A 26,963-nucleotide genomic window follows, 5' to 3' on the forward strand; every position below is an offset into this window, starting at 1 on the left:
ACTCCCGGCACCCCCCGCCGAGCACCCCCACCACATCTCCACCGACCGGGGCCGCGTCCACATAGCCGCTCACCAGCGCCGTACCGACGCCACCGCCGTGGGCAACCTCCTTCTCTACCTCCCTAACTTCCTCTGCAGCCTCCTCGTCGTCAGCATGTTCTCCCTCTTCTTCGGCGACCTCGCGATCCTCGTGATCATCGCCTGGATCCTGAGCGGCGCACTCGTCTTCCACCGGCCCACCGAAAGCGCCCTCGCGCGCCGTTTGCTCCATCTGCGCTACCCCACGCCGCAAGAACGAGCCAAACTCGAACCGGTCTGGCGCGAGGTCACCGCCCGCGCGGGCGTCGAGGGCCGTAACTACGAGCTCTGGGTCGAGGACAGCGACGGCCTGAACGCGGTCGCCGCCGCCGGCCACATCGTCGGCGTCACCCGCTTCGCCATGAACGAGCTGCCCAACGGCGAACTCGCCGCCGTCATGGCACACGAGCTGGGCCACCACGTCGGCGGCCACGCCTGGTCGGGGCTGCTCGGCTACTGGTACGCGCAGCCCGGCCGTATCGCCTGGCGCTTCCTGCGCGCGTTCTCGGGGTTCGTCTTCCAGGTGTCCCGCGCCTTCTCCTGCTTCGGCGTCGGCTTCGTCGTGCTCGTCCTCGGCGGTATCGCCATGGCGACCATCAGCACCCTGTACGGCCTGCCCCTGCTGATCCTCGGGGTTCCGTACGCGCTCGCCGCCGTCGGCCGCCGGGCCGAACTCCGCGCCGACGAGCACGCGGCGGCCCTCGGCTTCGCCCCGATGCTGGCCTCCGTACTCGGCAAGCTCCACCAGGAGGAGCAGCAGGAGACGGCCGCACTCGCCGCGCTCAACAACGGGGTGGCGCCGGAGGAGAGCCCGCTGAGCAAGCTGCTCTCCTCGCACCCGGACTACCACACCCGGCTACACCACCTGCAGCCGTACCTCCAGCAGCAGCGCTGAGGCCAGGACACGACGAAGGGCGGCCACCCGCAACCGGGGTGACCGCCCTTCGTACTACCAACTACCGCTTACTGACCACGGCCTACTGCCTACTGCCTACTGGTTGTAGGGCCCGTAGTCGTAGTCCTCCAGCGGAACGGCCTGGCCGGAGCCCGTGCCGAACGGCGAGTAGTCGATGTCGTCGTAGCCGACGGCCGAGTACATCGCGGCCTTGGCCTCCTCGGTCGGCTCGACCCGGATGTTGCGGTAGCGGGACAGACCCGTACCGGCCGGGATGAGCTTACCGATGATGACGTTCTCCTTGAGGCCGATGAGGCTGTCGGACTTGGCGTTGATCGCCGCGTCCGTCAGCACTCGGGTCGTCTCCTGGAAGGAGGCGGCCGACAGCCAGGATTCCGTCGCCAGCGAGGCCTTGGTGATACCCATCAGCTGCGGACGGCCGGAGGCCGGGTGGCCGCCTTCCTGGACCACACGACGGTTCTCGGTCTCGAACTTGCCACGCTCGACCAGCTCACCGGGCAGCAGCTCGGCGTCGCCGGACTCGATGATCGTCACGCGGCGGAGCATCTGCCGAATGATGATCTCGATGTGCTTGTCGTGGATCGACACACCCTGCGAGTTGTAGACCTTCTGGACTTCGCCGACCAGGTGGACCTGGACCGCGCGCTGACCGAGGATCCGCAGCACGTCGTGCGGGTTGGTGGCACCGAAGGTGAGCTTCTGGCCCACCTCGACGTGGTCACCCTCACGCACCATGACCTTGGCGCGCTTCGAGATCGGGAACGCCGTCTCGTCGCTGCCGTCGTCCGGGGTGATGACGATCTTCTTGGTCTTCTCGGTCTCCTCGATACGGACGCGGCCGGCCGCCTCCGAGATCGGGGCGACACCCTTGGGCGTACGAGCCTCGAAGAGCTCGACGACACGGGGCAGACCCTGGGTGATGTCGTCACCGGCCACACCACCGGTGTGGAAGGTACGCATCGTCAGCTGGGTACCGGGCTCACCGATGGACTGGGCGGCGATGATGCCGACCGCCTCACCGATGTCGACCAGCTTGCCGGTGGCCAGCGAACGGCCGTAGCACATGGCGCAGGTGCCGACGGCGGACTCGCAGGTCAGGACCGAGCGGGTCTTGACCTCCTCGACGCCGTGCCGGACGAGCTCGTCGATGAGGACGTCACCGAGGTCGGTGTTGGCCGGGGCCAGCACACGTCCGTCGAGGGTGATGTCCTCGGCCAGCGCACGGGCGTACACCGACGTCTCGACGTTCTCGGTCTTGCGCAGCACACCGGCTTCGTCGCGCTCGGCGATCGCCAGCTTGAGGCCGCGGTCGGTGCCGCAGTCCTCCTCGCGGATGATGACGTCCTGCGAGACGTCCACCAGACGACGGGTGAGGTAACCCGAGTCGGCGGTACGCAGGGCGGTGTCGGCGAGACCCTTACGGGCACCGTGGGTGGAGATGAAGTACTCCAGCACGGACAGGCCCTCGCGGAACGACGCCTTGATGGGACGAGGAATCGTCTCGTTCTTGGCGTTCGACACCAGACCACGCATACCGGCGATCTGCCGCATCTGCATCATGTTTCCTCGGGCACCCGAGTCAACCATCATGAAGATGGGGTTCGTCTTGGGGAAGTTCGCGTTCATCGCCTCGGCAACCTCGTTGGTCGCCTTGGTCCAGATCGCGATGAGCTCCTGCGTGCGCTCGTCCTTGGTGATCAGACCGCGCTCGTACTGCTTCTGGACCTTCTCGTCCAGCGCCTCGTAGCCCGCGACGATGGCCTTCTTGGCCTCGGGCACGACGACGTCGGAGATGGCCACGGTGACACCGGAGCGGGTACCCCAGTAGAAACCGGCCGCCTTCAGGTTGTCGAGCGTCGCCGCCACGATGACCTTGGGGTAGCGCTCAGCGAGGTCGTTGACGATCTCGCCGAGCTGCTTCTTGCCCACCGAGTAGTCGACGAACGGGTAGTCCTCGGGCAGCAGCTCGTTGAAGAGCGCGCGGCCCAGGGTGGTGCGCAGGCGGAAGGTGTCCCCCTGCTGCCACTCGGGCTCGCCCTCGTCGCGGGCCGGCGGGGTCCAGCCGCGCGGCGGGATGGTGCCCACCGGGAAGCGGATGTCGATCGCCGACTGCAGCGCGAGCTCACCGGCGTCGAACGCCATGATCGCCTCGGCGGTGGAGCCGAACGCACGGCCCTCGCCCTTGACGTCACGCAGTTCACCGTCGGTGGTGAGGAAGAACAGACCGAGGACCATGTCCTGGGTCGGCATCGTCACCGGACGGCCGTCGGCGGGCTTGAGGATGTTGTTCGAGGACAGCATCAGGATGCGGGCCTCGGCCTGCGCCTCCGCGGAGAGCGGCAGGTGGACGGCCATCTGGTCACCGTCAAAGTCCGCGTTGAACGCGGTGCAGACGAGCGGGTGGATCTGGATGGCCTTGCCCTCGACGAGCTGCGGCTCGAAGGCCTGGATGCCGAGGCGGTGCAGCGTGGGCGCACGGTTCAGCAGCACCGGGTGCTCGGCGATGACCTCTTCGAGGACGTCGTACACGACGGTGCGGCCGCGCTCGACCATGCGCTTGGCGCTCTTGATGTTCTGCGCGTGGTTCAGGTCGACCAGGCGCTTCATCACGAACGGCTTGAAGAGCTCCAGCGCCATCGCCTTCGGCAGACCGCACTGGTGCAGCTTCAGCTGCGGACCGACGACGATCACGGAACGCGCAGAGTAGTCCACACGCTTGCCGAGCAGGTTCTGACGGAATCGACCCTGCTTGCCCTTCAGCATGTCGCTGAGGGACTTCAGCGGGCGGTTACCGGGACCGGTGACCGGACGGCCACGACGACCGTTGTCGAACAGCGCGTCGACGGCCTCCTGGAGCATGCGCTTCTCGTTGTTCACGATGATCTCGGGCGCGCCGAGGTCGAGAAGCCGCTTCAGACGGTTGTTCCGGTTGATCACACGGCGGTACAGGTCGTTCAGGTCGGAGGTCGCGAAGCGGCCACCGTCCAGCTGCACCATCGGGCGGAGGTCCGGCGGGATGACCGGGACGCAGTCGAGGACCATGCCCTTGGGGCTGTTGGAGGTCTGCAGGAAGGCAGACACGACCTTCAGCCGCTTCAGCGCACGGGTCTTCTTCTGGCCCTTGCCGGTACGGATGATCTCGCGGAGGCGCTCGGCCTCCTCCTCGAGGTCGAAGGACTCCAGGCGCTTCTGCAACGCCGCGGCACCCATCGAACCGTCGAAGTAGGTCCCGAAGCGGTCGCGCAGCTCGCGGTAGAGCAGCTCGTCGCCCTCCAGGTCCTGGACCTTGAGGTTCTTGAACCGGGTCCACACCTCGTCGAGACGGTCGATCTCGCGCTGCGAGCGGTCGCGCAGCTGCTTCATCTCCCGCTCGGCACCTTCGCGCACCTTGCGGCGTACGTCGGCCTTGGCGCCCTCGGCCTCGAGCTCGCCCAGGTCGCTTTCCAGCTTCTTGGCGCGGGCTTCGAGGTCGGAGTCACGCCGGTTCTCGATCTGCTGCCGCTCGACGGAGACGTGCGCCTCCAGGGAGGGCAGGTCACGCGTACGGCGCTCGTCGTCGACGTACGTGATCATGTACGCCGCGAAGTAGATGACCTTCTCGAGGTCCTTCGGGGCGAGGTCGAGCAGGTAGCCCAGCCGCGACGGAACGCCCTTGAAGTACCAGATGTGGGTGACGGGAGCGGCGAGCTCGATGTGGCCCATCCGCTCACGGCGCACCTTGGCGCGCGTGACCTCGACGCCACAGCGCTCACAGATGATGCCCTTGAAGCGGACGCGCTTGTACTTGCCGCAGTAGCACTCCCAGTCCCGGGTCGGACCGAAGATCTTCTCGCAGAAGAGTCCGTCCTTTTCGGGCTTGAGCGTGCGGTAGTTGATCGTCTCGGGCTTCTTGACCTCGCCGTGGCTCCACTGACGGATGTCGTCCGCCGTAGCCAGGCCGATCCGGAGCTCGTCGAAGAAGTTGACGTCGAGCACTATGCGTCAATCCCTCTCAGGGTTGTAAGTCATGGGGTCTGATTCGGGGGTCCTGGGGCCGGCGGGCCTTGATCGCTCAAGGCCCGCCGAACTCCCGTCAGACCTCTTCGACGCTGCTCGGCTCACGCCGGGACAGGTCGATGCCGAGCTCCTCCGCCGCGCGGAAGACGTCCTCGTCGGTGTCACGCATTTCGATGGACATACCGTCACTGGACAGCACCTCCACGTTGAGGCAGAGAGACTGCATCTCCTTGATGAGCACCTTGAAGGACTCGGGGATGCCGGGCTCGGGGATGTTCTCGCCCTTGACGATGGCCTCGTAGACCTTCACGCGGCCGGTCACGTCGTCGGACTTGATGGTCAGCAGCTCCTGGAGGGCGTACGCGGCGCCGTATGCCTCCAGCGCCCACACCTCCATCTCACCGAATCGCTGGCCACCGAACTGAGCCTTACCACCCAGCGGCTGCTGGGTGATCATCGAGTACGGACCGGTCGAACGGGCGTGCAGCTTGTCGTCGACCAGGTGGTGGAGCTTGAGGATGTACATGTAGCCGACCGAGACCGGCTCCGGGAACGGCTCGCCGGAGCGGCCGTCGAACAGCGGGGCCTTACCGGTCGGGAGCACCATGCGCGATCCGTCGCGGTTCGGGATGGTGTGGTTGAGCAGACCCGCCAGCTCGTCCTCACGCGCACCGTCGAAGACGGGGGTGGCGACGTTGGTGCCGGGAGCGACCACGTCGGCCTCGATGGCCTGGAGGCGCTGCGCCCACTCCTCCCCGAGGCCGGAGACGTCCCAGCCGCGACTGGCGAGCCAGCCGAGGTGGATCTCCAGCACCTGTCCCGGGTTCATTCGGGACGGCACACCGAGCGGGTTGAGGATGATGTCGACCGGAGTTCCGTCCTCGAGGAACGGCATGTCCTCGATCGGAAGGATCTTCGAGATAACACCCTTGTTGCCGTGGCGGCCGGCGAGCTTGTCACCGTCCGTGATCTTGCGCTTCTGCGCCACGTAGACACGAACCAGCTGGTTCACGCCCGGCGGCAGCTCGTCGCCCTCTTCACGGTCGAAGACGCGGACGCCGATGACCTTGCCGATCTCACCGTGCGGCACCTTCAGCGAGGTGTCGCGCACCTCGCGCGCCTTCTCACCGAAGATCGCGCGGAGCAGGCGCTCCTCGGGGGTCAGCTCGGTCTCGCCCTTGGGCGTGACCTTGCCGACGAGGATGTCACCGGCGACGACCTCGGCACCGATACGGATGATGCCGCGCTCGTCGAGGTCGGCGAGGACCTCCTCGGAGACGTTCGGGATGTCCCGGGTGATCTCCTCGGGGCCGAGCTTGGTGTCACGGGCGTCGACCTCGTGCTCCTCGATGTGGATCGAGGAGAGGACGTCGTCCTGCACGAGGCGCTGCGACAGGATGATCGCGTCCTCGTAGTTGTGACCCTCCCACGGCATGAAGGCGACGAGCAGGTTCTTGCCCAGCGCCATCTCGCCTTCCTGGGTGGCCGGCCCGTCGGCGAGAACCTGGTGCTCGACGACCCGGTCGCCCTCGTTGACGACAACCTTCTGGTTGACCGAGGTGCCCTGGTTGGAGCGCGAGAACTTCGCGACGCGGTACGTGGTGTACGTACCGTCGTCGTTGGCGACGGTGACGTAGTCCGCGGAGACCTCCTGGACGACACCCGCCTTCTCGGCCTTGATGACGTCGCCGGCGTCGACGGCGCAGCGGTACTCCATGCCCGTACCGACGAGGGGGGCCTCGGCGGTGATCAGCGGCACAGCCTGACGCATCATGTTCGCGCCCATGAGGGCACGGTTGGCGTCGTCGTGCTCCAGGAAGGGGATCATCGCGGTGGCGACGGACACCATCTGGCGCGGCGAGACGTCCATGTAGTCGACGTCGTCGCCCGGGATGTAGTCGATCTCGCCGCCACGGCGACGGACGAGAACGCGGGACTCCTCGAAGCGCATGTCCTCGGAGAGGATCGCGTTCGCCTGGGCGATCACGAACCGGTCTTCCTCGTCGGCCGTCAGGTAGTCGACGTCGTCGGTGACGACACCCTCGACGACCTTGCGGTACGGGGTCTCGACGAACCCGAACGCGTTGACCCGGCCGTAGGAGGCGAGCGAGCCGATCAGACCGATGTTCGGGCCTTCAGGGGTCTCGATCGGGCACATGCGGCCGTAGTGCGAGGGGTGCACGTCACGGACCTCGAAGCCGGCCCGCTCACGGGAGAGACCACCCGGGCCAAGAGCCGACAGACGGCGCTTGTGGGTGAGACCCGACAGCGGGTTGTTCTGGTCCATGAACTGCGACAGCTGGCTGGTGCCGAAGAACTCCTTGATGGAGGCGACGACCGGCCGGATGTTGATCAGGGTCTGCGGCGTGATCGCCTCGACGTCCTGAGTCGTCATGCGCTCGCGGACGACTCGCTCCATACGCGCCAGACCCGTACGGACCTGGTTCTGGATGAGCTCGCCGACGTTGCGCAGACGACGGTTGCCGAAGTGGTCGATGTCGTCGGTCTCGACAACGATCGTCGTGCCGTTGTCGCCAACGGTCTCGGTCTCACCGGCGTGCAGCTTCACCAGGTACTTGATCGTCGAGATGATGTCCTCGACGGTCAGCACACCGGCGTCCAGCGGGGCCTCGCCACCCAGCTTCTTGTTGACCTTGTAACGGCCGACCTTGGCGAGGTCATAACGCTTCGGGTTGAAGTACAGGTTCTCCAGAAGCGTCTGCGCGGCCTCACGGGTCGGCGGCTCGCCCGGACGGAGCTTGCGGTAGATGTCGAGCAGCGCGTCGTCCTGGCCCTGGGTGTGGTCCTTCTCCAGGGTGGCGCGCATGGACTCGTACTCGCCGAACTCCTCGAGGATCTGCTCGGTCGTCCAGCCGAGAGCCTTGAGGAGGACGGTGACGGACTGCTTGCGCTTGCGGTCGATGCGGACACCGACCATGTCGCGCTTGTCGATCTCCATCTCCAGCCAGGCACCCCGGGAGGGGATCACCTTGGAGGAGAAGATGTCCTTGTCGGACGTCTTGTCGATGGAGGAGTCGAAGTAGACACCCGGCGAACGGACCAGCTGCGACACCACGACACGCTCGGTGCCGTTGATGACGAAGGTGCCCTTGTTGGTCATGAGCGGGAAGTCGCCCATGAAGACCGTCTGGGACTTGATCTCGCCGGTCTCGTTGTTGGTGAACTCGGCCGTGACGAAGAGGGGCGCGGAGAACGTGAAGTCGCGCTCCTTGCACTCGTCGATCGAGTTCTTCGGAGGCTCGAAGCGGTGGTCGCGGAACGTCAGGGACATCGACCCGGAGAAGTCCTCGATCGGGGAGATCTCCTCGAAGATCTCCTCCAGACCGGACTTGGTGGGGACGTCCTGTCCACTGTCCAGAGCCGCCTCGACACGAGCCTTCCACGCGGCGTTACCGAGCAGCCAGTCGAAGCTCTCGGTTTGCAGCGCAAGGAGGTTCGGAACCTCGAGGGGCTCCTTGATCTTTGCAAAAGAGATGCGCAGCGGGGCAGTGCTGGCGCCGTGGTTTGTATTCGCGGAGGCAGTGCGCGAGGCGGCCAAGAGGGGGTCCTTCCGAGGGCTCGGACTCACTACGCGCGTACCGGCCCCTCACCGGGGCACAGAGACAGGCGCTTCACGACCGGCCGGGAAGGGCCAGGTCGGAGAAGGTCCGATCGTCGGTGCTCAGCGAGGGCATGCCCCTGGTGACGGGCAGGAGGCAGCTAACAGGCAGCGCAAAGGGTCAGTGTAGCCAGTTGGCCCACTGATGTCCAGTGCGGGTTTTTGAAGACCCTCGTTGTTCTCAACCCCTGCTGCAAACCAAGCCCTCGATGCACATCGATACTGCCCTCTTCGCCACCGATCCATGCCTCGGATTCGGATCGTTGTGACGACGCGTCCTGAGAATTGCGCGCCACGTGCGGTTCGTCAAGGCCTCCAAGCCCAAACCCGGTGCTGCCATCGTCACGTGGGGCACGTCATCAGGGGCGTTCGGAGGCACGACGAAGATCACCTTACTCGCCGTCACCGAGCCTGCAAGGCAGCCACGACCCGGCCCCTCGAACGCCGAAGAGCGACCACCCAGATGGATGATCGCTCTTCACTGCGTCAGCGTTACAGGGCTACGGACAGCCCTGTGTCACCGCAATCGAGTTACTTGACCTCGACCGAGGCGCCGGCGGCCTTGAGGGACTCGGCAGCCTTCTCGGCGGCCTCCTTGGCGACCTTCTCGAGAACGGGCTTCGGGGCGCCGTCCACGAGGTCCTTGGCCTCCTTGAGGCCCAGCGAGGTCAGCTCACGCACGACCTTGATGACCTGGATCTTCTTCTCGCCGGCGCCGGTGAGGACGACGTCGAACTCGTCCTGCTCCTCGACGGCCTCAGCGGCGGCGGCGGGGCCGGCCGGGGCAGCGGCGACCGCGGCGGCGGCGGTGACGTCGAACTTCTCCTCGAACGCCTTCACGAACTCGGAGAGCTCGATGAGGGTGAGGGTCTCGAACTGCGCGAGCAGCTCTTCCTGGGACAGCTTCGTCGCCATGTTGGGCGATCCTTCCAGTCAATTCGGCAGGTGCCGGATGTACATGTCGGCGGGCGTACGTTCGGCCCGCGTCGACCGCCGCGTCAGGCGGCGGTCAGAGTGCGAGCCGAATTACTCGGCACCGCCCTGCTCGGCGAGCTTGACGCGAAGCGCTTCCGCGGTGCGGACGAACTTCGACGGCAGCGCCTGGAGGAGCGAGGCAGTCTGAGACTGCTTGCCCTTGAAGGCACCGGCCAGCTTGCTGAGCAGAACCTCGCGGGACTCGAGGTCCGCAAGCTTCTTGATCTCGTCGGCGGACAGCGCCTTACCGTCAAGGACACCGCCCTTGATGACGAGGTTCGGGTTGTCCTTGGCGAAGTCACGAAGACCCTTCGCCGACGTCACCGGGTCACCGGAGATGAAGGCAACCGCCGTCGGACCGTTGAACAGGTCGTCGAGCGTCGAGATCCCGGCCTCGTTGGCCGCGATCTTGGTCAGCGTGTTCTTCACCACGGCGTACTGGGCGTCTTCACCGAGCGAACGACGCAGCGTCTTGAGCTGCGCCACGGTGAGACCCCGGTACTCGGTCAGCACAGCGGCGTTCGAGCTACGGAACTGGTCCGCGAGCTCGGCTACCGCGGCAGCCTTGTCGGGCCTTGCCATAAGCGTGGCCTCCTTCCGGGTGATGAGGACCGCTCAGAAGGAGACTGGGAAAACGAAACGCCCCGGCGCAGGCGCACGGGGCGTGAACTCGACCAAACGAATTCCGTGAGCGGATTCCGTCCGGGAGCACTTCCACAGTCACCTACGCGGGTCGTCCGCAGTTCAGCGGATCCTTCGGTCACCGCACCCTCTGTTGAGGAAACGGCAACGACCAGCGGTCTTTGGCTTCTGGACGAGAGTACGTGAGGGTGTCCCCACCAAGCAAATCCGCGCCCCTGCAAGGGGCGCGGGGAACTGCGCGACAAGCCCCCACCGGCCCGCAGGGACGCTCTTCCGGCGGAGCGCTCAGCCCTCCTGCGCACCCCTCATCATCTCCGCCAGGTCCATGACGTCCTTCGCAGCCGGCGCAGCCACGTTCACCGGCTCGTTGAAGTCGCCGAAGGTGATGGTCATGTCGAGGGGGCCCTTGTCGGCCGCGCCGCGCATCCGGAACTGCTTGGTGATGTCGCCCTCACCGATCCACATGTCGATCGTGAACTTGTCGATGCCCAGCTTCGCGTACTGCTCGAGGCTCTTCTCGCGCTGTTCGCGGGTCACCTTGCTCTGCTTCTTGAGGGAGGCGCGGAACTCGTCGAGGGTGACCGTGCCCTTGTAGTGGGTGGTCTTCACCCCGTCCACGGTCTCGGTGCCGACCTCCTTCACGTCCTTGGAACCGGTGAGGAAGGTGGACTCCTGGGCGGGATTCTTGTTGGCCTGCCCGGCGGCACCGAGGGGGCCGCCGGCACCGCCCGCGCCGCCCAGCGCGGCCATGTCGAACTTGATCCAGCTCTTGCCGTCCATCTCCTTGGCCGCTGCCGCGCCCCCGCCGATGAACATCGCCTTGTCGACGAGCCGGATCTCGGCGGTGCCGTCGGCTCCCTTGTCGAGGGCGGTGATCTTCATGCTCATCGCCACGTCGGGCTTGAGGCGCATCTTGGCTTCGGCCTTGACGCGGCCCTCGCCGGGCGTCTCGCCGTTCATCCGGTAGCTGAGCGAGGTGATGTCGTCCACGTTCTTCGCCGCCTTGGCGACGGCGGCGGCCGGCGTCATCTTCGGCGACTCCTCCGAGGCGCCCATGGAGCAGGCGACAGCGCCGGTACCGAGAAGCAGCACGGCGAGGCCTATACGTCCGGCACGCGCAGAAGAAGTACCCATGGTTCCCCCCAGGAACACGGTGAACACACACTGTGAACACACGAGCGATTCAGAAACGACCGCGAGCCTAACCCGGCGGGGCGGACGAGGCTTCCGAATTCCCCAACAGGTCCTTGAAGTCGGCGGTGTCCCCGCCCTCCGGCGCCGCCACCGCCGCCTTCACGCCGTACGCGCTGTAGTACGCCGTCGACAACATGCGTCCGCTGGTCAGCTCACCCCGCTCGACCTTCTTGACCAGCAGGTTCCGGTCGTTGACCCAGATGTCGACGGTCTCGGTGCTGACGCCGGCCTGGACGAGCTGCTCCTTGAGAGCGGAGTCGGCGAGGCCCGCCACCGTCACCGTGCCCGAGTAGTGCGTCGTACGCTCCCCCCGCACCGTCTCCGTCCCGGCCCTGCGGACGTCTCCGGAGGCCAGCAGCAGCCTGACCGGCTGGATGGGAGCGGTGTTGTGGAGCTGGTCCTTCAGATACGTCCCCGAGCCGCCCGGCAGGTCCGCCAGGTCGTCGTAGGCGTACTTGATCCAGTGCTTGCCGTGCATCTGGGCGGCGAACTTGTCACCGACCTTGGCGTAGTAGGCGTCGGGCAGCAGCCGGGCCTCCATGGAGGAGCTGTTGAGTGCCCGCATGGAGTCGGCCAGCTCTCCGCCGGTGTAGGTGATGCTGAGCCTGCCGACCGGATCGCCGGCCCAGCCGAGGACCCCGGCCGTCCGCATGGAGAGCAAGCCGCCCATGACGGAGGAGGCGCTGACCCGGGCGGAACCGGCCCGGTCGGTGGCCTTCTCGACGGCGTGCAGCGCGGCGGCCGTACCGGCGTCGAGGTGGCCGGCGCGCCGGGTCGGCTCGGCGCCCTCGTCGTCGGGCGCCCCGGAGAGACTGCACCCCGACATCACCACGCCGACCGCGACCAGCGCGGCGGTCACCGCGACCGGCCGGACCCCTCGCCGCAGGCCCCGTATACCCCGTACGCCGCTGTCGCTCATCCGGTCCCCCACCCCCTCCTACACCCCGTGATCTTCACGCTAACCCGTCGGTACGACAACGGGCCCCGCACCTCGAAAGGTTGCGGGGCCCGTAGTACGAACGCGAACGCGCGGCTACCGGGGTGAGCGGGAGGCTCAGACGGCGGCCGGGTCCTCCTCGACGAGGAGGTTGCGGGTGCGGTTGGGGTCGACCGGGATGCCGGGGCCGATCGTCGTGCTGACGGCGGCCTTCTTGATGTAGCGACCCTTGGCGGCGGACGGCTTCAGACGGAGGATCTCCTCCAGCGCGGCGCCGTAGTTCTCCACCAGCTTGTCGTCCTCGAAGGACGTCTTGCCGATGATGAAGTGCAGGTTCGAGTGCTTGTCGACGCGGAACTCGATCTTGCCGCCCTTGATCTCGGTCACGGCCTTGGCCACGTCCGGGGTCACGGTGCCCGTCTTCGGGTTCGGCATCAGACCACGCGGGCCGAGGACACGGCCGAGGCGGCCGACCTTGCCCATGAGGTCCGGGGTGGCGACGACGGCGTCGAAGTCCAGACGGCCCTTCGCCACCTCGTCGATCAGTTCGTCGGAGCCGACGATGTCGGCGCCAGCGGCGGTCGCGGCCTCGGCACGGTCACCGGTCGCGAAGACCAGGACCCGGGCGGTCTTACCGGTGCCGTGCGGGAGGTTCACGGTGCCACGGACCATCTGGTCGGCCTTGCGCGGGTCGACACCCAGGCGGAAGGCGACCTCGACGGTGCCGTCGAACTTGCTGGTGGAGGTCTCCTTGGCGAGACGGACGGCCTCGAGCGGGGCGTAGAGCTTGTCCCGGTCGACCTTGGCGTCCGCAGCGCGGAGAGACTTGCTGCGCTTGCTCACTACTGCTCCTGTGTGTTCTGAGGAGTCGTGGTACGGACCGAGCAGGCCCTGCCACGTACTACAAGACTTACGAGGTTGGGGCTCAGCCCTCGACCGTGATGCCCATGGAACGGGCGGTGCCGGCGATGATCTTCGACGCGGCGTCCAGGTCGTTGGCGTTCAGGTCGGGAAGCTTGGTCGTGGCGATCTCGCGGACCTGCGCCTCGGTGATCTTGGCGACCTTGGTCTTGTGCGGCTCGCCGGAGCCCTTCTCGACACCCGCGGCCTTGAGGATCATCTTCGCGGCCGGCGGCGTCTTGGTGATGAAGGTGAAGGAGCGGTCCTCGTAGACCGTGATCTCCACCGGGATCACCCAGCCCCGCTGCGACTCGGTCGCGGCGTTGTAGGCCTTGCAGAACTCCATGATGTTGACGCCGTGCTGACCGAGCGCGGGGCCGACCGGCGGCGCGGGGTTGGCCGCACCGGCGTTGATCTGGAGCTTGATAAGCCCCGTGACCTTCTTCTTCTTGGGAGGCATTCCGGGTCCTCTATCTTCGTTGGTCTTCGCTGTGCCCGACAGAAGCCAGGCAACCGCACCACGATAAGGGACACCGTGGCGAGGCGTGAAACCGAGCAGGTCAGGCAAGCTCCGAGAGAGCCGACCTGACCTGGACGGAAGCTGTGTGACGTACTAGTTCTTCTGGATCTGGTCGAACGACAGCTCGACCGGGGTCTCGCGACCGAAGATCTCGACGAGGCCCTTGACCTTCTTCGAGTCGGCGTTGATCTCGTTGATCGTCGCCTGCAGCGTCGCGAAGGGGCCGTCGGTGACGGTGACCGAGTCGCCGACCTCGAAGTCCAGCACCTGGACCTCGAGCTTGCGGGCCGGAGCGGGCCTGCCCTCGGCCTCGGCGAGCTCACGGGCGGCCTTCTCCTCGGCCTCCGGAGCGAGCATCTTGACGATCTCGTCCAGGGTCAGCGGGTACGGGTCGTAGGCGTTGCCCACGAAGCCGGTGACACCGGGAGTGTTGCGGACGACGCCCCAGGACTCGTTCGTCAGGTCCATGCGGACGAGAACGTACCCGGGAAGCTTGTTCTGGCGGACCGTCTTGCGCTCGCCGTTCTTGATCTGAGCGACCTCTTCCTGCGGCACCTCGGCCGCGAAGATGAAGTCCTCGACGTTCAGGGAGACGGCACGCTGTTCGAGGTTGGTCTTCACACGGTTCTCGTAACCGGCGTACGTGTGGATGACGTACCACTCACCGGGGAGCGTGCGCAGTTCCTCGCGGAGGGCCTCGACGGGGTCGACGGGCTCGGCGGGCTCTTCTTCGGCTTCCTCAGCCTCGGCCTCGGCGTCGTCCTCGGACTCGTCGGTCTCGGACTCGTCCGCGACGGGCTCTTCGTCCTCGTCGTCGGCCTCGACCACATCGCCGTCCTCATCCTCATCGTCCTCGATGTGGATGGCGTCTTCCTCGGCGGGCTCTCCCACGGCGGCGTCCGCAGCGTCGACCTCGTCCTCGACCTCGTCAACGCCCTCGACGATGTCGAGCTCGTCATCCACGGACTCGTCCGGCACGATGGCGTCGTTCAGGTTCGGGTCAGACACGGTGGCTGCTTCTTCCTGGATACATGTGGGTGGAACATGCGAAAGGGGCGCCGCACCCGGCGCCCTTCGCTCTTGGCTCAGCCGAAGACGTACTTGGCGGCTTTGTTGAGTCCAAAGTCAATCACAGTCACCAGGCCGATCATGACGATCACAAAGACGATCACCACGGTCGTGTACGTCGTCAGCTGGTTACGCGTAGGCCAGACGACCTTGCGGAGCTCCGCGACGATCTGACGGTAGAAGACCGCGAGACGCTTCAGCGGGCCCTTCTTGGCGCGCTTGCCGCCCTTACGAGTCTTCTTGTCCGACTCGGGCGCCTCATCCTGGGCATCAGGCATATCGATGGAGCCCACGGCGTCCGCCATTCGTCCTCACCTGTTCCCGGGTCGTGGCCGTGCCGCGCCCGGTCTGAGCCGCACGGCGATGCATTGCAGTACGTACATCCGCACACAGCCTGGTGACAGGCGTGTGTAGCAGGGCCGGAGGGACTTGAACCCCCAACCGCTGGTTTTGGAGACCAGTGCTCTACCAATTGAGCTACGACCCTTTGTGGTTACTCCAACGTACCGTACTCGTCCGGATGCCCAATGTGCACCGAATGAGCGCGGGCCGGTGAAGGCCAACGAGGTGAGAGTGTACGTGCTTCGGAGCCGGTCGTCGAACAGAAAGCGCCCGCTCGACCGTCGCGAGCGGAGGATCGCCCAGCCCAGGACCCGGATCCGGACGCTTGTTCAGCCGTCCGCCCGGCCCCGCGCCCTTCAGGTGTCCGGCCGACGGTCCAGTCTGACCAATGGGTGAAACCCGTGTGCCGGGGAGGTTTCCGGTCTGAAACGATGGGCACCATGAGCGCTGCAACCCCTCCCACCGAGCGCCGGGTCTCCACCCGAGTCGGCGCGATCTCCGAGTCCGCCACCCTCGCCGTGGACGCCAAGGCCAAGGCCCTGAAGGCCGCCGGGCGCCCGGTGATCGGCTTCGGCGCCGGTGAACCGGACTTCCCGACCCCGGACTACATCGTCCAGGCCGCCATCGAGGCCTGCTCGAACCCGAAGTACCACCGCTACACGCCGGCCGGCGGTCTGCCCGAGCTGAAGGCCGCGATCGTCGCCAAGACGCTCCGCGACTCGAACTACGAGGTGGACGCCTCCCAGGTCCTGGTGACCAACGGCGGCAAGCAGGCCATCTACGAGGCGTTCGCCGCGATCCTCGACCCGGGCGACGAGGTCATCGTCCCGGCCCCGTACTGGACGACGTACCCGGAGTCGATCCGGCTCGCCGGCGGTGTCCCGGTCGAGGTCGTCGCGGACGAGACGACCGGCTACCGGGTCAGCGTGGAGCAGTTGGAGGCGGCCCGCACGGAGCGGACGAAGGTCGTCCTGTTCGTGTCGCCCTCCAACCCGACCGGCGCCGTCTACAGCGCCGAGGACACCGAGGCGATCGGCCGCTGGGCCGTGGAGCACGGTCTGTGGGTGCTGACGGACGAGATCTACGAGCACCTCGTCTACGGAGACGCGACGTTCACCTCGCTGCCCGCGATCCTGCCCGAGCTGCGCGACAAGTGCATCGTCGTCAACGGCGTCGCCAAGACGTACGCCATGACCGGCTGGCGGGTCGGCTGGATCATCGGCCCGAAGGACGTCGTCAAGGCCGCGACCAACCTCCAGTCGCACGCCACGTCCAACGTGTCGAACGTCGCCCAGATCGCCGCCCTCGCCGCCGTCTCCGGGGACCTGGAGGCCGTCGCGGAGATGCGCGTGGCCTTCGACCGCCGCCGCCACACCATCGTGCGCATGCTCAACGAGATCGACGGCGTGGTCTGCCCGGAGCCCGAGGGCGCCTTCTACGTCTACCCGTCGGTGAAGGCCCTGCTGGGCAAGGAGATCCGGGGCAGGCGCCCGCTGGACTCCGTGGAGCTGGCCGCGCTGATCCTGGACGAGGTCGAGGTCGCCGTCGTACCCGGTGAGGCGTTCGGCACACCGGGCTACCTGCGTCTGTCGTACGCCCTGGGCGACGAGGACCTCGTCGAGGGCATCAGCCGTGTGCAGAAGCTGCTGGCCGAGGCGACGGACTGACCCGTTTGACGTGATTGAGGCCGCTTCCCTCCGGGAAGCGGCCTTTTTCGTCCCTGAGTGCGAGCAAGACCACGTTCAGGGAAAGCGCTACCGATACGAGCCGGACGTACGGCAGGATCCGAGAATGGAGCACGTACGTAATGTCGCTGAACTGCCGAAAGCCCATCTGCACCTGCACTTCACCGGGTCGATGCGGTCAGCGACCCTGCTGGAACTGGCCGACAAGTACGGTGTGCGGCTGCCCGAGGCGCTGACCGACGCCCTCACCAGCGGCGAACCGCCGAGACTGCGGGCGACCGACGAGCGGGGCTGGTTCCGCTTCCAGCGGCTCTACGACGCGGCCCGGTCCTGTCTGCGGGAGCCCGAGGACATCCAGCGGCTGGTCCGCGAGGCCGCGGAGGAGGACGCGAAGGACGGCTCGGGCTGGCTGGAGATCCAGGTCGACCCGACGTCGTACGCGCCTCGGCTGGGCGGTCTCATCCCGGCGCTGGAGATCATTCTGGACGCGGTGGAGACGGCGGGCCGGGAGACCGGGATCGGGATGCGGGTCCTGGTGGCCGCCAACCGGATGAAGCATCCCCTGGACGCGCGCACGCTGGCTCGCCTCGCCGTGCGGTACGCGGACCGGGGTGTCGTGGGCTTCGGGCTCTCCAACGACGAGCGGCGGGGCATGGCCCGGGACTTCGACCGGGCGTTCGCCATCGCGCGTGAGGGCGGCCTGCTGTCGGCCCCGCACGGCGGCGAGCTGACGGGTCCGTCGTCGGTCCGCGACTGCCTGGACGATCTGCACGCGTCCCGGATCGGCCACGGCGTGCGGGCGGCGGAGGACCCGCGCCTGCTGAAGCGCCTCGCGGACCGGCAGATCACGTGCGAGGTGTGCCCGGCGTCGAACGTCGCCCTGGGGGTGTACGAGAAGCCCGAGGACGTGCCGTTGCGCAAGCTCTTCGAGGCCGGGGTGCCCTTGGCGCTGGGCGCCGACGACCCGCTGCTGTTCGGCTCGCGACTGGCGGCTCAGTACGAGATCGCCCGCCAGTACCACGCCTTCACGGACCCGGAACTGGCCGAGCTGGCCCGGCAGTCGGTACGCGGTTCGGCGGCGCCGGAGGACGTACGGGCGAAGCTGCTGGCGGGGATCGACGACTGGCTGACCTCGTAGGCCCCTCGGGGTCTACCTGGGGGCTTCTAGAGGCTGACGCCGACGGTCACCGGTTCGTTGACGAGGGTGACCCCGAAGGCGTCCCGGACCCCGGCGACGACCTCGCGGGCGAGGGCGAGCAGGTCCTCCGTGGTGGCCAGACCGCGGTTGGTGAGAGCCAGGGTGTGCTTGGTGGAGATCCGGGCGGGCCCGGTGCCGTACCCCTTGGTGAAGCCGGCCTTGTCGATCAGCCAGGCCGCCGAGGTCTTGGTGCGGCCCTCTCCCGCCGGGTAGGCGGGCGGTAGGGCGTCGGCGCCGAGCCGCTCCGCCACGCGCGCGTGGAACGCGGCGAACTCGGCGTCATCGAGGATCGGGTTGGTGAAGAAGGACCCCGCGGACCAGGTGTCGTGGTCCTCGGGGTCGAGAACCATGCCCTTGCCCGCGCGCAGCTTGAGGACCGCCTCTCGGGCCGCTTCCAGCGGCACCCGCTCGCCGGGCTCGACGCCGAGGGCGCGGGCCGTCTCGGCGTACTTCAGGGGCGCCGACAGCCCGTCCGCGTCCTCCAGGGCGAAGCGGACACGCAGGACGACATGGCGCTCGGGGTCGGCCTTGAAGCGGCTGTGGCGGTACGAGAAGTCACAGTCGGCGCCCGTGAGGGTGACCGTCTCCTGGGTGATCCGGTCGTAGGCGACGACCTCGGTGATCGTCGAGGACACCTCCTGCCCGTACGCCCCCACGTTCTGGATGGGCGTCGCGCCCGCGGAACCGGGAATGCCGGCGAGGCACTCGATCCCGGCGAACCCGGCCTCGACGGTGCGCGCCACGGCGTCGGTCCACACCTCGCCGGCGGCCAGTTCCAGCCCCGTGCCGTCGAGGTCGAAGCCGGTCGTGGCGATCCGCAGAGCCGTCCCCGCGAAGCCCTTGTCGCCAATGACCAGGTTCGAGCCGCCGCCGATGACCAGCAGCGGTGTCCCGGAGTCGTCGGCCTCGCGGACGGCGGCGATCACCTCGGCGTCGGTCGTCGCCGTGATCAGCCGGTCCGCGGGACCGCCGAGCCGGAAGGTGGTCAGCGGGGCGAGGGGCGCGTCGTGGATTTCCTGCACGCGCCAAGACTACGAGACCCCACTGACAGCTCAGCACGACAACAGGACGAGAAGGCTCCACGCGTGCGTACGGCCCGGCGGGGAACGTCGGGGCCGTACGCGCGCGTGGAGCTGTCCTACGTCGTTCAGTGGGCGACGGCCGTCTCCAGGACCGGCGTCTGCCCCGCGGAGTCCGGCGCCGGGCGACGGGCGGCCGGTATCAGCAGGGCCGCGACGCCCGCCAGGGCGACCACACCCGAGCCGACGACCAGGGCGGGCCGGAGACCGTCGACGAAGGTCTGGCCGCTCTCGTAGCCACCCTGGGCCGCGAAGATCGATCCCATGACGGCGATTCCGAGGGCGCCGCCCACTTCCCGCAGGGCGTTGTTGGCGCCGGAGGCGATGCCCTGTTCGCTCGGGCGGACGCCGGACATCACCAGGTTGGCGGCCGGGGCGAAGTACAGGGCCATACCGATGCCGCTGATGATCAGGCCGGGCAGCTGGATGGCGTAGGAGGCGTCCGCGGTGACCACGAAGGCCAGGTAGCCGAGGCCGGCGGCCTGGAGGAAGAGCCCGGTGGCGACGACCGGCCGGCCGCCGATCCGGTCGGAGAGGATGCCGGCGATCGGGGCGACGAGCATCGGCATGCCCGTCCAGGGCAGCATCCGCAGGCCCGCCTCGGTGGGCGAGTAGCCGAGGACGCCCTGCATGTACTGGCTGAGCAGGAAGATCGACCCGAACATCCCGAGGAACATCAGCAGGGAGGCCGCGTTGATCCCGGCGAAGGCACGGGAGCGGAAGAGCCGCATGGGCAGCATCGGGTTCTTCGCACGGGTGCCGTGGACGACGAAGGCGACGAGGAGCGCGCCGCCCGCGAACAGCCCGGTCAGGACGTAGGAGCTGGTCCAGCCGTCGGCCGGGCCGCGCACCAGCCCGTAGACGATGCCGAAGAGGCCGCCGCTGGCCAGTAGGGTGCCGGTGACGTCGAGCGGGGCGCCGGTGCCGTACGACTCGGCGAGGCGCAGCCGGGCGAGCGGAAGCACGGCGAGGCCCAGCGGAACGTTCAGCCAGAAGATCCAGTGCCAGGAGATGTGCTCGGTGAGGCTGCCGCCGATGAGCGGCCCGGAGGCCACGGCGAGCCCGTTCACGGCACCCCAGATACCGAACGCCATACCGCGTTTGGCGGCCGGGACGGCTGCCGTGAGAAGGGTCAGCGTCAGCGGCATCATGATGGCCGCGCCGACCCCCTGGACCGCGCGGGCGGCGATCAGGGAGTCGATGCCGGGTGCCATGGCCGCGGCCGCGGAGGCGCCGGTGAAGACGGTGAGCCCGACGAGGAAGAGCCGGCGCCGGCCGAAGCGGTCACCGAGGGCCGCGCCGAACATCAGCAGCACGGCGAAGGTGAGTGTGTAGGCGCTCACGGTCCATTCCAGGTCGTCCAGCGCTCCCCCGAGATCCTTGCGGATGGAGGGCAGTGCGGTGGTGACGACGAGGTTGTCGAGGGCCGCCATGAACCCGGCGACGCTGGTGATGACGAGGGCCCAGACAGCACCGCCGCGTGGCGTGCCGCTCCTGCTCTGCTCGCCCTGCTTGCTCTGCTGTTGTGACATCGCTCCCCCTGGAGTGATCGCTTCGCCTGTTACCTGCGAGAATTTAGTTATTGATCACTAACTTTTACGGTCAAACCAAGACCAAGACCACGAACAGCGACCCGCGCCCCTCAGACCTCGGTCCGCCCCTTCATCTGCGCTGCGGGCCACATACCGTGCCAGACCCGATGCCCAGGCGGAAACCCCATGGCCGCAAGAGTGTTGATGAGCATCCCGCACGCCAGGAAGGTCGTCGTTTCCTCCCCGACGGACATCTCCACGGCATCCCAGAGCCTCATCCAGCCGGCCCGCACGGCCTCACCGAACTCGTGGTCGCCCTCGGCCTCGGCGGCGGCGACAGTCACGTAGGTCTGCATCTGCATCTGCAGCCGCTCGGGGTGCTCACCGATCAACTGCGCGTACGCATCCGCCATGGCGTGCAGGGCTTCCTCGCCCTCCAGCCCTTCGGCCGCCTCCCCCATGACCCGGCGCACATCATCCATGCACCGCCGGGCGGCGGCGGCGAACATGGCCTTCTTGTCCGGGAAGAGCCGGAAGAGGTACGGCTGCGAGACGCCCACCCGCTTGGCGATCACTTCGGTGGAAGTGCCGTAGAAGCCCTTCTGGGCGAACTCGTCGATCGCCGCGCGAATGACGCTCTCACGCCGCTCTTCTGCGCTCATCCTGACCATGCAGGTAAGTTAGTACTCAATCACTAACTAAGTCAAGGGTGGGCCGGAGGGCGGAAGGAGCCGAGCGGTAGTGGGCCGACCGGTAAGGGGCGCCCGCCATTGGCGAACGCCCCTTACTCAGACCCGAATGGCCTCGAACTACCGTGCTCAGCCCAGCCGGACAACAGCCCGCGACATGCCCAGCACCTTCTGGCCGGCGCACATCGCGACGAGGTCGACGCGGACCTTGTTGTCGTCGAGCTTGGCCCCGACCTTGCCGCTGACCTCGATGGTGGCGCCCTGGTCGTCGTTGGGAACGACGACCGGCTTGGTGAAGCGGACGCCGTACTCGACAACCGCTCCCGGGTCGCCGACCCAGTCGGTGACGACGCGGATCGCCTCGGCCATCGTGAACATGCCGTGCGCGATGACGTCGGGCAGACCGACCTCGACCGCGAACCTCTCGTTCCAGTGGATGGGGTTGAAGTCCCCCGAGGCACCCGCGTACCGGACGAGGGTGGCGCGGGTCACGGGAAACGTCTGGGCGGGCAGCTCGGTGCCGACCTCCACCTCGGCGTAGGAGACCCTCGCGGAGGCGTTCAGGGAATTGGCTGTCATGGGGTCAGCCCTTCTCGGCCGCGCGGGCGACGAGCTTGGTCCAGGCGGTCACGACATGCTCGCCCGACTCGTCGTGGACCTCGCCACGGATGTCGATGATCTCGTTGCCCGCCATGGACTTGATGGTCTCGATGGTCGAGGTGACGGTGAGCCGGTCGCCCGCGCGAACGGGGCGGACGTAGGCGAACTTCTGGTCTCCGTGCACCACCCGGCTGTAGTCCAGCCCGAGCCGCGGGTCGGCCACGACGTCTCCGGCCGCCTTGAAGGTGATCGCGAACACAAAAGTGGGCGGGGCGATCACATCGGCGTGACCGAAGGCCTTGGCGGCCTCGGGGTCCGTGTACACGGGATTGGCGTCTCCCACCGCCTCCGCGAATTCGCGGATCTTCTCCCGGCCGACCTCATAGGGCTCGGTGGGCGGATAGGTCCGCCCCACGAAGGACTGGTCGAGCGCCATGGACTCGGTACCTCCTGAATCGCACTGGTTACGCAATGTCACGTAATCGTGAGGTCGCGTGGTTCACAGCTGATGTAACGACGCGAGGCCGCCCCCCAACAAACAGGGGACGGCCTCGACGTACGAGCCTGATTTATCGCGTTTCGCGGTGCGCGGTGTGCGCATTGCAACGCGGGCAGTGCTTCTTCATCTCCATTCGATCCGGGTTGTTACGCCGGTTCTTCTTGGTGATGTAGTTCCGCTCCTTGCACTCCACGCAGGCCAGCGTGATCTTCGGGCGGACGTCGGTGGCAGCCACAGGAGTGCTCCTTGACGAACGGATGGGACGTTGAACGCATAACAGAGTAGCCGATCGAAGGACCGACCCCGCAATCGGCTACTGTCAGTAGCGGTGACCGGACTTGAACCGGTGACACAGCGATTATGAGCCGCTTGCTCTACCGACTGAGCTACACCGCTGTGATGCGATCGGACCCCGTCTTTCGACGGGGACCTCTCACACCAGAGCCCCAATACGGAATCGAACCGTAGACCTTCTCCTTACCATGGAGACGCTCTACCGACTGAGCTATTGGGGCGAGCGATGAAGACATTACACGCTCGGCTGCGTTCACCCAAATCCGTTTCGCGGTCCCCTCCCCGCCCTCTTCCGGCCCGCGTTCCGGGCTCCGAAAACCCCTCCCCCAGCAGCCTCGAAGCCCCCTCCCGCAACCGCTCCCACACCCCCTCGCCAGTGACTTTTCCCATCCGGCGGACCACACCGGTACGACTATTGCGCTCCTCCGCAACAGGGGCGGACGCCCGCCCTAGGCTCGACTCACTCTGCGTGATCTTGTGTCCCCGCTTGCGCGCAGCCGCCCCCGAGCACAGGAGCGCGATGCCCGACAGCCAGCCGCACCACTCCTCGTCCTCCTCCCCGTCGCCCGCCTCCTCCGGGGACCCGGCCGCCCTCCTGCTGTGCGGGGCGCGGCTCACCGACGGCCGAACCGTGGACGTACGGCTGGGTGGCGGTCGTATCGAGGCGGTCGGCACGGTCGGCAGCCTCAGCGCGTACGCCGCGCGCGTGGACCTCAGCGGCTACCTCCTCCTGCCGGCTCCCGCCGAACCGCACGGCCATGGCGACACCGCCCTGTCCGCCGACGCCGACGGCCCGGTCTCGTACGACCCACAGGACGTCCAGCGCCGGGCCACCGAGGCCGCGCTGCTCCAACTCGGCCACGGAGCGACAGCGTTGCGCTCACACGTCCGCATCGGTGACGTACCGGGGCTGGGTGCCCTCGCCGCCGTACTGCAGGCGCGGCGGGCGCTGCGTGGTCTCGCCGAGCTGACGGCGGTGGCGATGCCGCGTGTGCTGACCGGCGCCGCCGGGACGGACGGTCTGGCGATGTTGCGGGACGCGGTAAAGATGGGCGCGTCGGTGGTGGGCGGCTGCCCGGACCGCGACCCCGATCCGACGGGCTACGTGGAGGCGGTCCTGGAGATCGCCTCGGAACACGGCTGTCCGGTCGACCTGCACACGGACGGCGACGATCCCGCCCGGCTGGCCCGCCTCGCGGCGATGGCGGGCGGCCTGCGCCCGGGTGTGACCATCGGTCCCTGCGGCGGCCTGGGCCGGCTTCCCGCCGAGGCGGCCTCGCGGGCCGCGGACCAGCTCGCCGCGGCGGGCGTGACGGTGGTGTGCCTCCCGCAGGGCGGCTGCGGGAGCGCGGAACGCCGCGCCACGGCTCCGGTACGGCTGCTGCGGGCGGCCGGGGTACGGGTGGCGGCGGGCAGTGGCGCGCTGCGGGACGTGTCGAACCCGGTGGGCCGCGGGGACCCCCTGGAGGCGGCCTATCTGCTCGCCTCGCGGCACGGACTGCGCCCGGAGGAGGCGTACGACGCCGTGAGCGCTTCCGCGCGGGCGGTGCTCGGCCTGCCGGAGGTGCGGGTGGAGGCGGGCTTCCCGGCGGACCTGCTGGCGGTACGGGGCGACCACCTGGCCGGCGCGCTGTCCCTCGCCTACAGCCGGATCGTGGTGCACAGGGGGCGCGTTGTGGCGCGGACCAGTGCGGTGCGGGAGTACTGCAACACGCCTGTGGTGGCGGCGCTGGACCTGCCGCGGCAGGGGCGTACGGAGCCGCCGTGAGGTGAGGGAAAGGGCGAAGGTTCGGCGGAACGGACGGGCGTCGTACGTGCTGTGCCCTGCTGTGCGGCGAACGGGTTCGCCGGGGCGTACGGTCGAAGGCATGCGCATTGTCATCGCTGGAGGACATGGTCAGATCGCGCTGCGGCTGGAGCGCCTGCTCGCCGCGCGCGGTGACGAGGCCGCGGGCATCATCCGCCGTCCCGAACACGGCGACGACCTGCGAGCGGCCGGCGCGGAACCGTTGGTGTGCGACCTGGAGTCGGCGTCGGCCGAGGAGGTCGCGGCACTGCTGCGGGGCGCTGACGCGGCGGTCTTCGCGGCGGGCGCGGGCCCGGGCAGCGGGACGACCCGCAAGGACACGGTGGACCGGGGAGCGGCGGTGCTGTTCGCGGACGCGGCGGTCCTCGCGGGGGTACGCAGGCACGTGGTCGTGTCGTCGATGGGCGCGGATCCGGCCCACCGGGGCGACGACGTCTTCGACATCTACCTGCGCGCGAAGGGCGAGGCGGACGCGTACGTCAGCGGCTTGGACGCGCTCGACTGGACGATTCTGCGCCCCGGCGCCCTGACGAACGACCCGGGCACGGGCCGCGTGCGCCTGGAGGCCGACACGGGGCGCGGCAAGGTCCCGCGCGACGATGTGGCCGCCGTCATCACGGAACTCCTGGACACTCCGGCGACGGCAGGTCTGACGCTGGAGCTGATCGCCGGGTCGACGCCGGTTTCGGTGGCGGTGAAGTCTGTGGCGGGTAACTGAGAGTGAGCGGAGGGGCTAGAAGAGGGGCAGCTGGCCGGGAAATTCGGGTTGGACGTACCCGTCCAACGATGGCTGGACCGCCCCGAGTTCCGCCTGCCGCCGCGACCCCGGACACGAAACGAGCTCACCCCTCCCCCGGGCGCCCTCCGGATCATGCCGCGCGAACCTCCCGGCGACGACAGCGATCTCCCGCCGGCACTCGGGACAACTCCGGCGCCGGGACGACGACGCGAACGACGACCGTGACATCGATGACATGGGAATCACTCTCCCTCATGACTTCATGACCACCACGCCCGCCCACAACGAAAAGGCCCTCTTCCTCTGCGTATTCGCAGAGGAAGAGGGCCTCCCCAATGTGGCGGCGCCAGGGTTCGAACCTGGGTAGGCTGAGCCGGCAGATTTACAGTCTGCTCCCTTTGGCCGCTCGGGCACACCGCCAAGGTTTGCTGCCCTTCGAACCGCTTTTCGGCGGTGCTCCTTGGCAACGACGTAAACGATACCTGATGGACCGGGGTGCTTCGCCACCCGATTGAGCGGCGCCCGGACAGAAGGGGGTGGCTAGGCTTATGCGGATGCGGCCCGGGACGTACGCCGGGCTCGGCTGCTGTCGTCACGCATGCCGATACGCGCCTCGCAGATTCCGACAAGCACCCCATACAAGGAGCCACAGGACATGGCCGACTCCAGTTTCGACATCGTCTCGAAGGTCGAGCGGCAGGAGGTCGACAACGCCCTCAACCAGGCCGCCAAGGAGATCTCTCAGCGCTACGACTTCAAGGGCGTGGGTGCTTCGATCTCGTGGTCCGGCGAGAAGATCCTCATGGAGGCGAACTCCGAGGAACGCGTCAAGGCGGTCCTCGATGTGTTCGAGACCAAGCTGATCAAGCGCGGCATCTCGCTGAAGTCCCTGGACGCCGGTGAGCCTCAGCTCTCCGGCAAGGAGTACAAGATCTTCGCCTCGATCGAGGAGGGCATCTCCCAGGAGAACGCGAAGAAGGTCGCGAAGATCATCCGGGACGAGGGCCCGAAGGGCGTGAAGCCCCAGGTCCAGGGTGAGGAGCTGCGCGTCAGCTCGAAGAACCGCGACGACCTTCAGGCCGTCATCGCTCTCCTCAAGGGCAAGGACTTCGATTTCGCCCTGCAGTTCGTGAACTACCGGTAGTCCACGAGCAGTTGAGGAAGGGTGGGCACCCGAGGTGCCCACCCTTCCCCTTGCTCAGTCGCGCGAGTTGCCGAACAGAATGCGGTACGCGATCAGCAGCACCAGCGAGCCGCCGATCGCCGCCGCCCATGTGGTGCCGTCGTAGAACTGTTTGCTGACGGGGTGGTCGAGGAAGTGCGCCGAGATCCAGCCGCCGATGAACGCGCCCGCGACGCCGATGACCGTCGTGCCGATGAAACCGCCCGGGTCGCGTCCCGGAAGCAGGAATTTGGCGATGGCCCCGGCCAACAGCCCCAGGATGATCCAGCCGATGATGCTCATGCCCTGAACCTGCCCCTCTGTGCCGTGTTCGAACTCTCCCGGCACTGTGAATTGCGACGGCGTCGCTCTCGTCGATCCCGTCGGCCGCGTTGTGCCGGTGCGTTCTGGTTGGTGCGTTGTTCCTGCGGTGTTGCCTCATACGACGCCGGCCCTGCGCCTGGCGGTTGCAGCGGTCAGTAGGGTGCGGCG

Annotated in this window: 24 protein-coding genes and 4 tRNA genes; 6 read left to right on the forward strand and 22 right to left on the reverse strand. The window is 67.7% G+C overall.

Translation table 11 applies throughout. From position 1 onward, the window contains the following. On the forward strand, window positions 1-973 hold a 973-nt coding region (locus ADL01_RS33430), incomplete at its 5' end, for a M48 family metalloprotease (protein WP_053745798.1). A 96-nt stretch (window positions 974-1,069) separates the two neighbouring features. On the opposite strand, the gene ADL01_RS33435 is transcribed toward ADL01_RS33430, so the two are convergent. The 11 genes from ADL01_RS33435 to ADL01_RS33485 all read right to left on the reverse strand — a co-directional run bounded on the left by ADL01_RS33435 (window position 1,070) and on the right by ADL01_RS33485 (window position 15,332). Further along, a complete protein-coding gene (locus tag ADL01_RS33435) occupies window positions 1,070-4,969 on the reverse strand; it encodes a DNA-directed RNA polymerase subunit beta' (RefSeq protein ID WP_053745799.1) in 3,900 nt (1,299 codons plus the stop codon). Between the two features lie 97 nt (window positions 4,970-5,066). Further along, the gene (rpoB, locus tag ADL01_RS33440) at window positions 5,067-8,549 is read right to left on the reverse strand and encodes a DNA-directed RNA polymerase subunit beta (protein ID WP_053745800.1); all 3,483 of its coding nucleotides are present in this window, start codon (window positions 8,547-8,549) and stop codon (window positions 5,067-5,069) included. A 591-nt stretch (window positions 8,550-9,140) separates the two neighbouring features. Next, window positions 9,141-9,524, reverse strand: a complete 384-nt coding sequence (gene rplL / locus ADL01_RS33445; protein WP_053745801.1) for a 50S ribosomal protein L7/L12 — start codon at window positions 9,522-9,524, stop codon at window positions 9,141-9,143. Between the two features lie 111 nt (window positions 9,525-9,635). Further along, a complete protein-coding gene (gene rplJ / locus ADL01_RS33450; RefSeq protein ID WP_053745802.1) occupies window positions 9,636-10,166 on the reverse strand; it encodes a 50S ribosomal protein L10 in 531 nt (176 codons plus the stop codon). Window positions 10,167-10,511: 345 nt separating this feature from the next. After that, window positions 10,512-11,360: a hypothetical protein gene (locus tag ADL01_RS33455; protein ID WP_053745803.1), complete on the reverse strand. Its 849-nt coding sequence runs from the start codon at window positions 11,358-11,360 to the stop codon at window positions 10,512-10,514. Window positions 11,361-11,427: 67 nt separating this feature from the next. Then, entirely contained in the window at window positions 11,428-12,339 is a 912-nt protein-coding gene (locus ADL01_RS33460; protein ID WP_053745804.1) for a hypothetical protein, read from the reverse strand. Between the two features lie 135 nt (window positions 12,340-12,474). Further along, a complete protein-coding gene (gene rplA, locus ADL01_RS33465) occupies window positions 12,475-13,200 on the reverse strand; it encodes a 50S ribosomal protein L1 (protein ID WP_006383486.1) in 726 nt (241 codons plus the stop codon). 82 nt (window positions 13,201-13,282) lie between these two features. Beyond that, window positions 13,283-13,717, reverse strand: a complete 435-nt coding sequence (rplK, locus tag ADL01_RS33470) for a 50S ribosomal protein L11 (protein WP_020132675.1) — start codon at window positions 13,715-13,717, stop codon at window positions 13,283-13,285. Between the two features lie 153 nt (window positions 13,718-13,870). Then, entirely contained in the window at window positions 13,871-14,785 is a 915-nt protein-coding gene (nusG, locus tag ADL01_RS33475) for a transcription termination/antitermination protein NusG (protein ID WP_053745805.1), read from the reverse strand. A 77-nt stretch (window positions 14,786-14,862) separates the two neighbouring features. Further along, window positions 14,863-15,150: a preprotein translocase subunit SecE gene (gene secE / locus ADL01_RS33480; RefSeq protein WP_006383475.1), complete on the reverse strand. Its 288-nt coding sequence runs from the start codon at window positions 15,148-15,150 to the stop codon at window positions 14,863-14,865. 109 nt (window positions 15,151-15,259) lie between these two features. Next, window positions 15,260-15,332: transfer RNA gene (locus ADL01_RS33485), tRNA-Trp, on the reverse strand. A 295-nt stretch (window positions 15,333-15,627) separates the two neighbouring features. Between ADL01_RS33485 and ADL01_RS33490 the strand changes: the two genes are divergently transcribed. Together ADL01_RS33490 and ADL01_RS33495 are read left to right on the forward strand one after the other, a co-directional pair. After that, the gene (locus ADL01_RS33490; protein ID WP_053745830.1) at window positions 15,628-16,854 is read left to right on the forward strand and encodes a pyridoxal phosphate-dependent aminotransferase; all 1,227 of its coding nucleotides are present in this window, start codon (window positions 15,628-15,630) and stop codon (window positions 16,852-16,854) included. A gap of 124 nt (window positions 16,855-16,978) precedes the next feature. Then, on the forward strand, window positions 16,979-18,010 hold the full coding sequence (locus tag ADL01_RS33495) for an adenosine deaminase (RefSeq protein ID WP_053745806.1): 1,032 nt from the start codon (window positions 16,979-16,981) through the stop codon (window positions 18,008-18,010). A gap of 26 nt (window positions 18,011-18,036) precedes the next feature. Here ADL01_RS33495 and ADL01_RS33500 read toward each other — a convergent pair whose 3' ends face one another. The 8 genes from ADL01_RS33500 to ADL01_RS33535 form a co-directional block, all read right to left on the reverse strand. Next, the gene (locus ADL01_RS33500; RefSeq protein WP_053745807.1) at window positions 18,037-19,092 is read right to left on the reverse strand and encodes a UDP-N-acetylmuramate dehydrogenase; all 1,056 of its coding nucleotides are present in this window, start codon (window positions 19,090-19,092) and stop codon (window positions 18,037-18,039) included. A gap of 125 nt (window positions 19,093-19,217) precedes the next feature. After that, a complete protein-coding gene (locus ADL01_RS33505; RefSeq protein ID WP_053745808.1) occupies window positions 19,218-20,681 on the reverse strand; it encodes a DHA2 family efflux MFS transporter permease subunit in 1,464 nt (487 codons plus the stop codon). A 110-nt stretch (window positions 20,682-20,791) separates the two neighbouring features. Further along, window positions 20,792-21,352, reverse strand: a complete 561-nt coding sequence (locus ADL01_RS33510; RefSeq protein ID WP_053745809.1) for a TetR/AcrR family transcriptional regulator — start codon at window positions 21,350-21,352, stop codon at window positions 20,792-20,794. A gap of 147 nt (window positions 21,353-21,499) precedes the next feature. After that, window positions 21,500-21,949 (reverse strand): MaoC family dehydratase, encoded by a 450-nt coding sequence (locus tag ADL01_RS33515; RefSeq protein ID WP_053745810.1) that lies wholly within the window; start codon window positions 21,947-21,949, stop codon window positions 21,500-21,502. Window positions 21,950-21,953: 4 nt separating this feature from the next. Continuing rightward, on the reverse strand, window positions 21,954-22,406 hold the full coding sequence (locus ADL01_RS33520; protein ID WP_053745811.1) for a MaoC family dehydratase N-terminal domain-containing protein: 453 nt from the start codon (window positions 22,404-22,406) through the stop codon (window positions 21,954-21,956). 133 nt (window positions 22,407-22,539) lie between these two features. Beyond that, window positions 22,540-22,704: a 50S ribosomal protein L33 gene (gene rpmG, locus ADL01_RS33525; protein WP_018834916.1), complete on the reverse strand. Its 165-nt coding sequence runs from the start codon at window positions 22,702-22,704 to the stop codon at window positions 22,540-22,542. 88 nt (window positions 22,705-22,792) lie between these two features. Continuing rightward, window positions 22,793-22,865, reverse strand: a tRNA-Met gene (locus ADL01_RS33530). A 46-nt stretch (window positions 22,866-22,911) separates the two neighbouring features. After that, window positions 22,912-22,984: transfer RNA gene (locus ADL01_RS33535), tRNA-Thr, on the reverse strand. 299 nt (window positions 22,985-23,283) lie between these two features. On the opposite strand from ADL01_RS33535, the gene ADL01_RS33540 reads away from it, so the two are divergent. Together ADL01_RS33540 and ADL01_RS33545 are read left to right on the forward strand one after the other, a co-directional pair. Next, the gene (locus tag ADL01_RS33540; protein WP_053745812.1) at window positions 23,284-24,531 is read left to right on the forward strand and encodes an amidohydrolase family protein; all 1,248 of its coding nucleotides are present in this window, start codon (window positions 23,284-23,286) and stop codon (window positions 24,529-24,531) included. Window positions 24,532-24,631: 100 nt separating this feature from the next. Continuing rightward, complete coding sequence (locus ADL01_RS33545; RefSeq protein WP_053745813.1) at window positions 24,632-25,288, forward strand: NAD(P)H-binding protein; 657 nt, start codon at window positions 24,632-24,634, stop codon at window positions 25,286-25,288. A gap of 15 nt (window positions 25,289-25,303) precedes the next feature. On the opposite strand, the gene ADL01_RS46845 is transcribed toward ADL01_RS33545, so the two are convergent. Continuing rightward, window positions 25,304-25,537: a hypothetical protein gene (locus ADL01_RS46845; protein ID WP_078960906.1), complete on the reverse strand. Its 234-nt coding sequence runs from the start codon at window positions 25,535-25,537 to the stop codon at window positions 25,304-25,306. Window positions 25,538-25,647: 110 nt separating this feature from the next. Next, window positions 25,648-25,729 (reverse strand) — tRNA-Tyr (locus ADL01_RS33550). Window positions 25,730-25,964: 235 nt separating this feature from the next. Between ADL01_RS33550 and ADL01_RS33555 the strand changes: the two genes are divergently transcribed. Beyond that, complete coding sequence (locus ADL01_RS33555) at window positions 25,965-26,453, forward strand: YajQ family cyclic di-GMP-binding protein (protein ID WP_053745814.1); 489 nt, start codon at window positions 25,965-25,967, stop codon at window positions 26,451-26,453. Window positions 26,454-26,507: 54 nt separating this feature from the next. Here ADL01_RS33555 and ADL01_RS33560 read toward each other — a convergent pair whose 3' ends face one another. After that, a complete protein-coding gene (locus tag ADL01_RS33560; protein ID WP_053745815.1) occupies window positions 26,508-26,774 on the reverse strand; it encodes a GlsB/YeaQ/YmgE family stress response membrane protein in 267 nt (88 codons plus the stop codon). Window positions 26,775-26,963 lie beyond the last annotated feature (189 nt).

It is taken from the genome of Streptomyces sp. NRRL WC-3618 (assembly GCF_001280005.1).
Classification (GTDB): domain Bacteria; phylum Actinomycetota; class Actinomycetes; order Streptomycetales; family Streptomycetaceae; genus Streptomyces.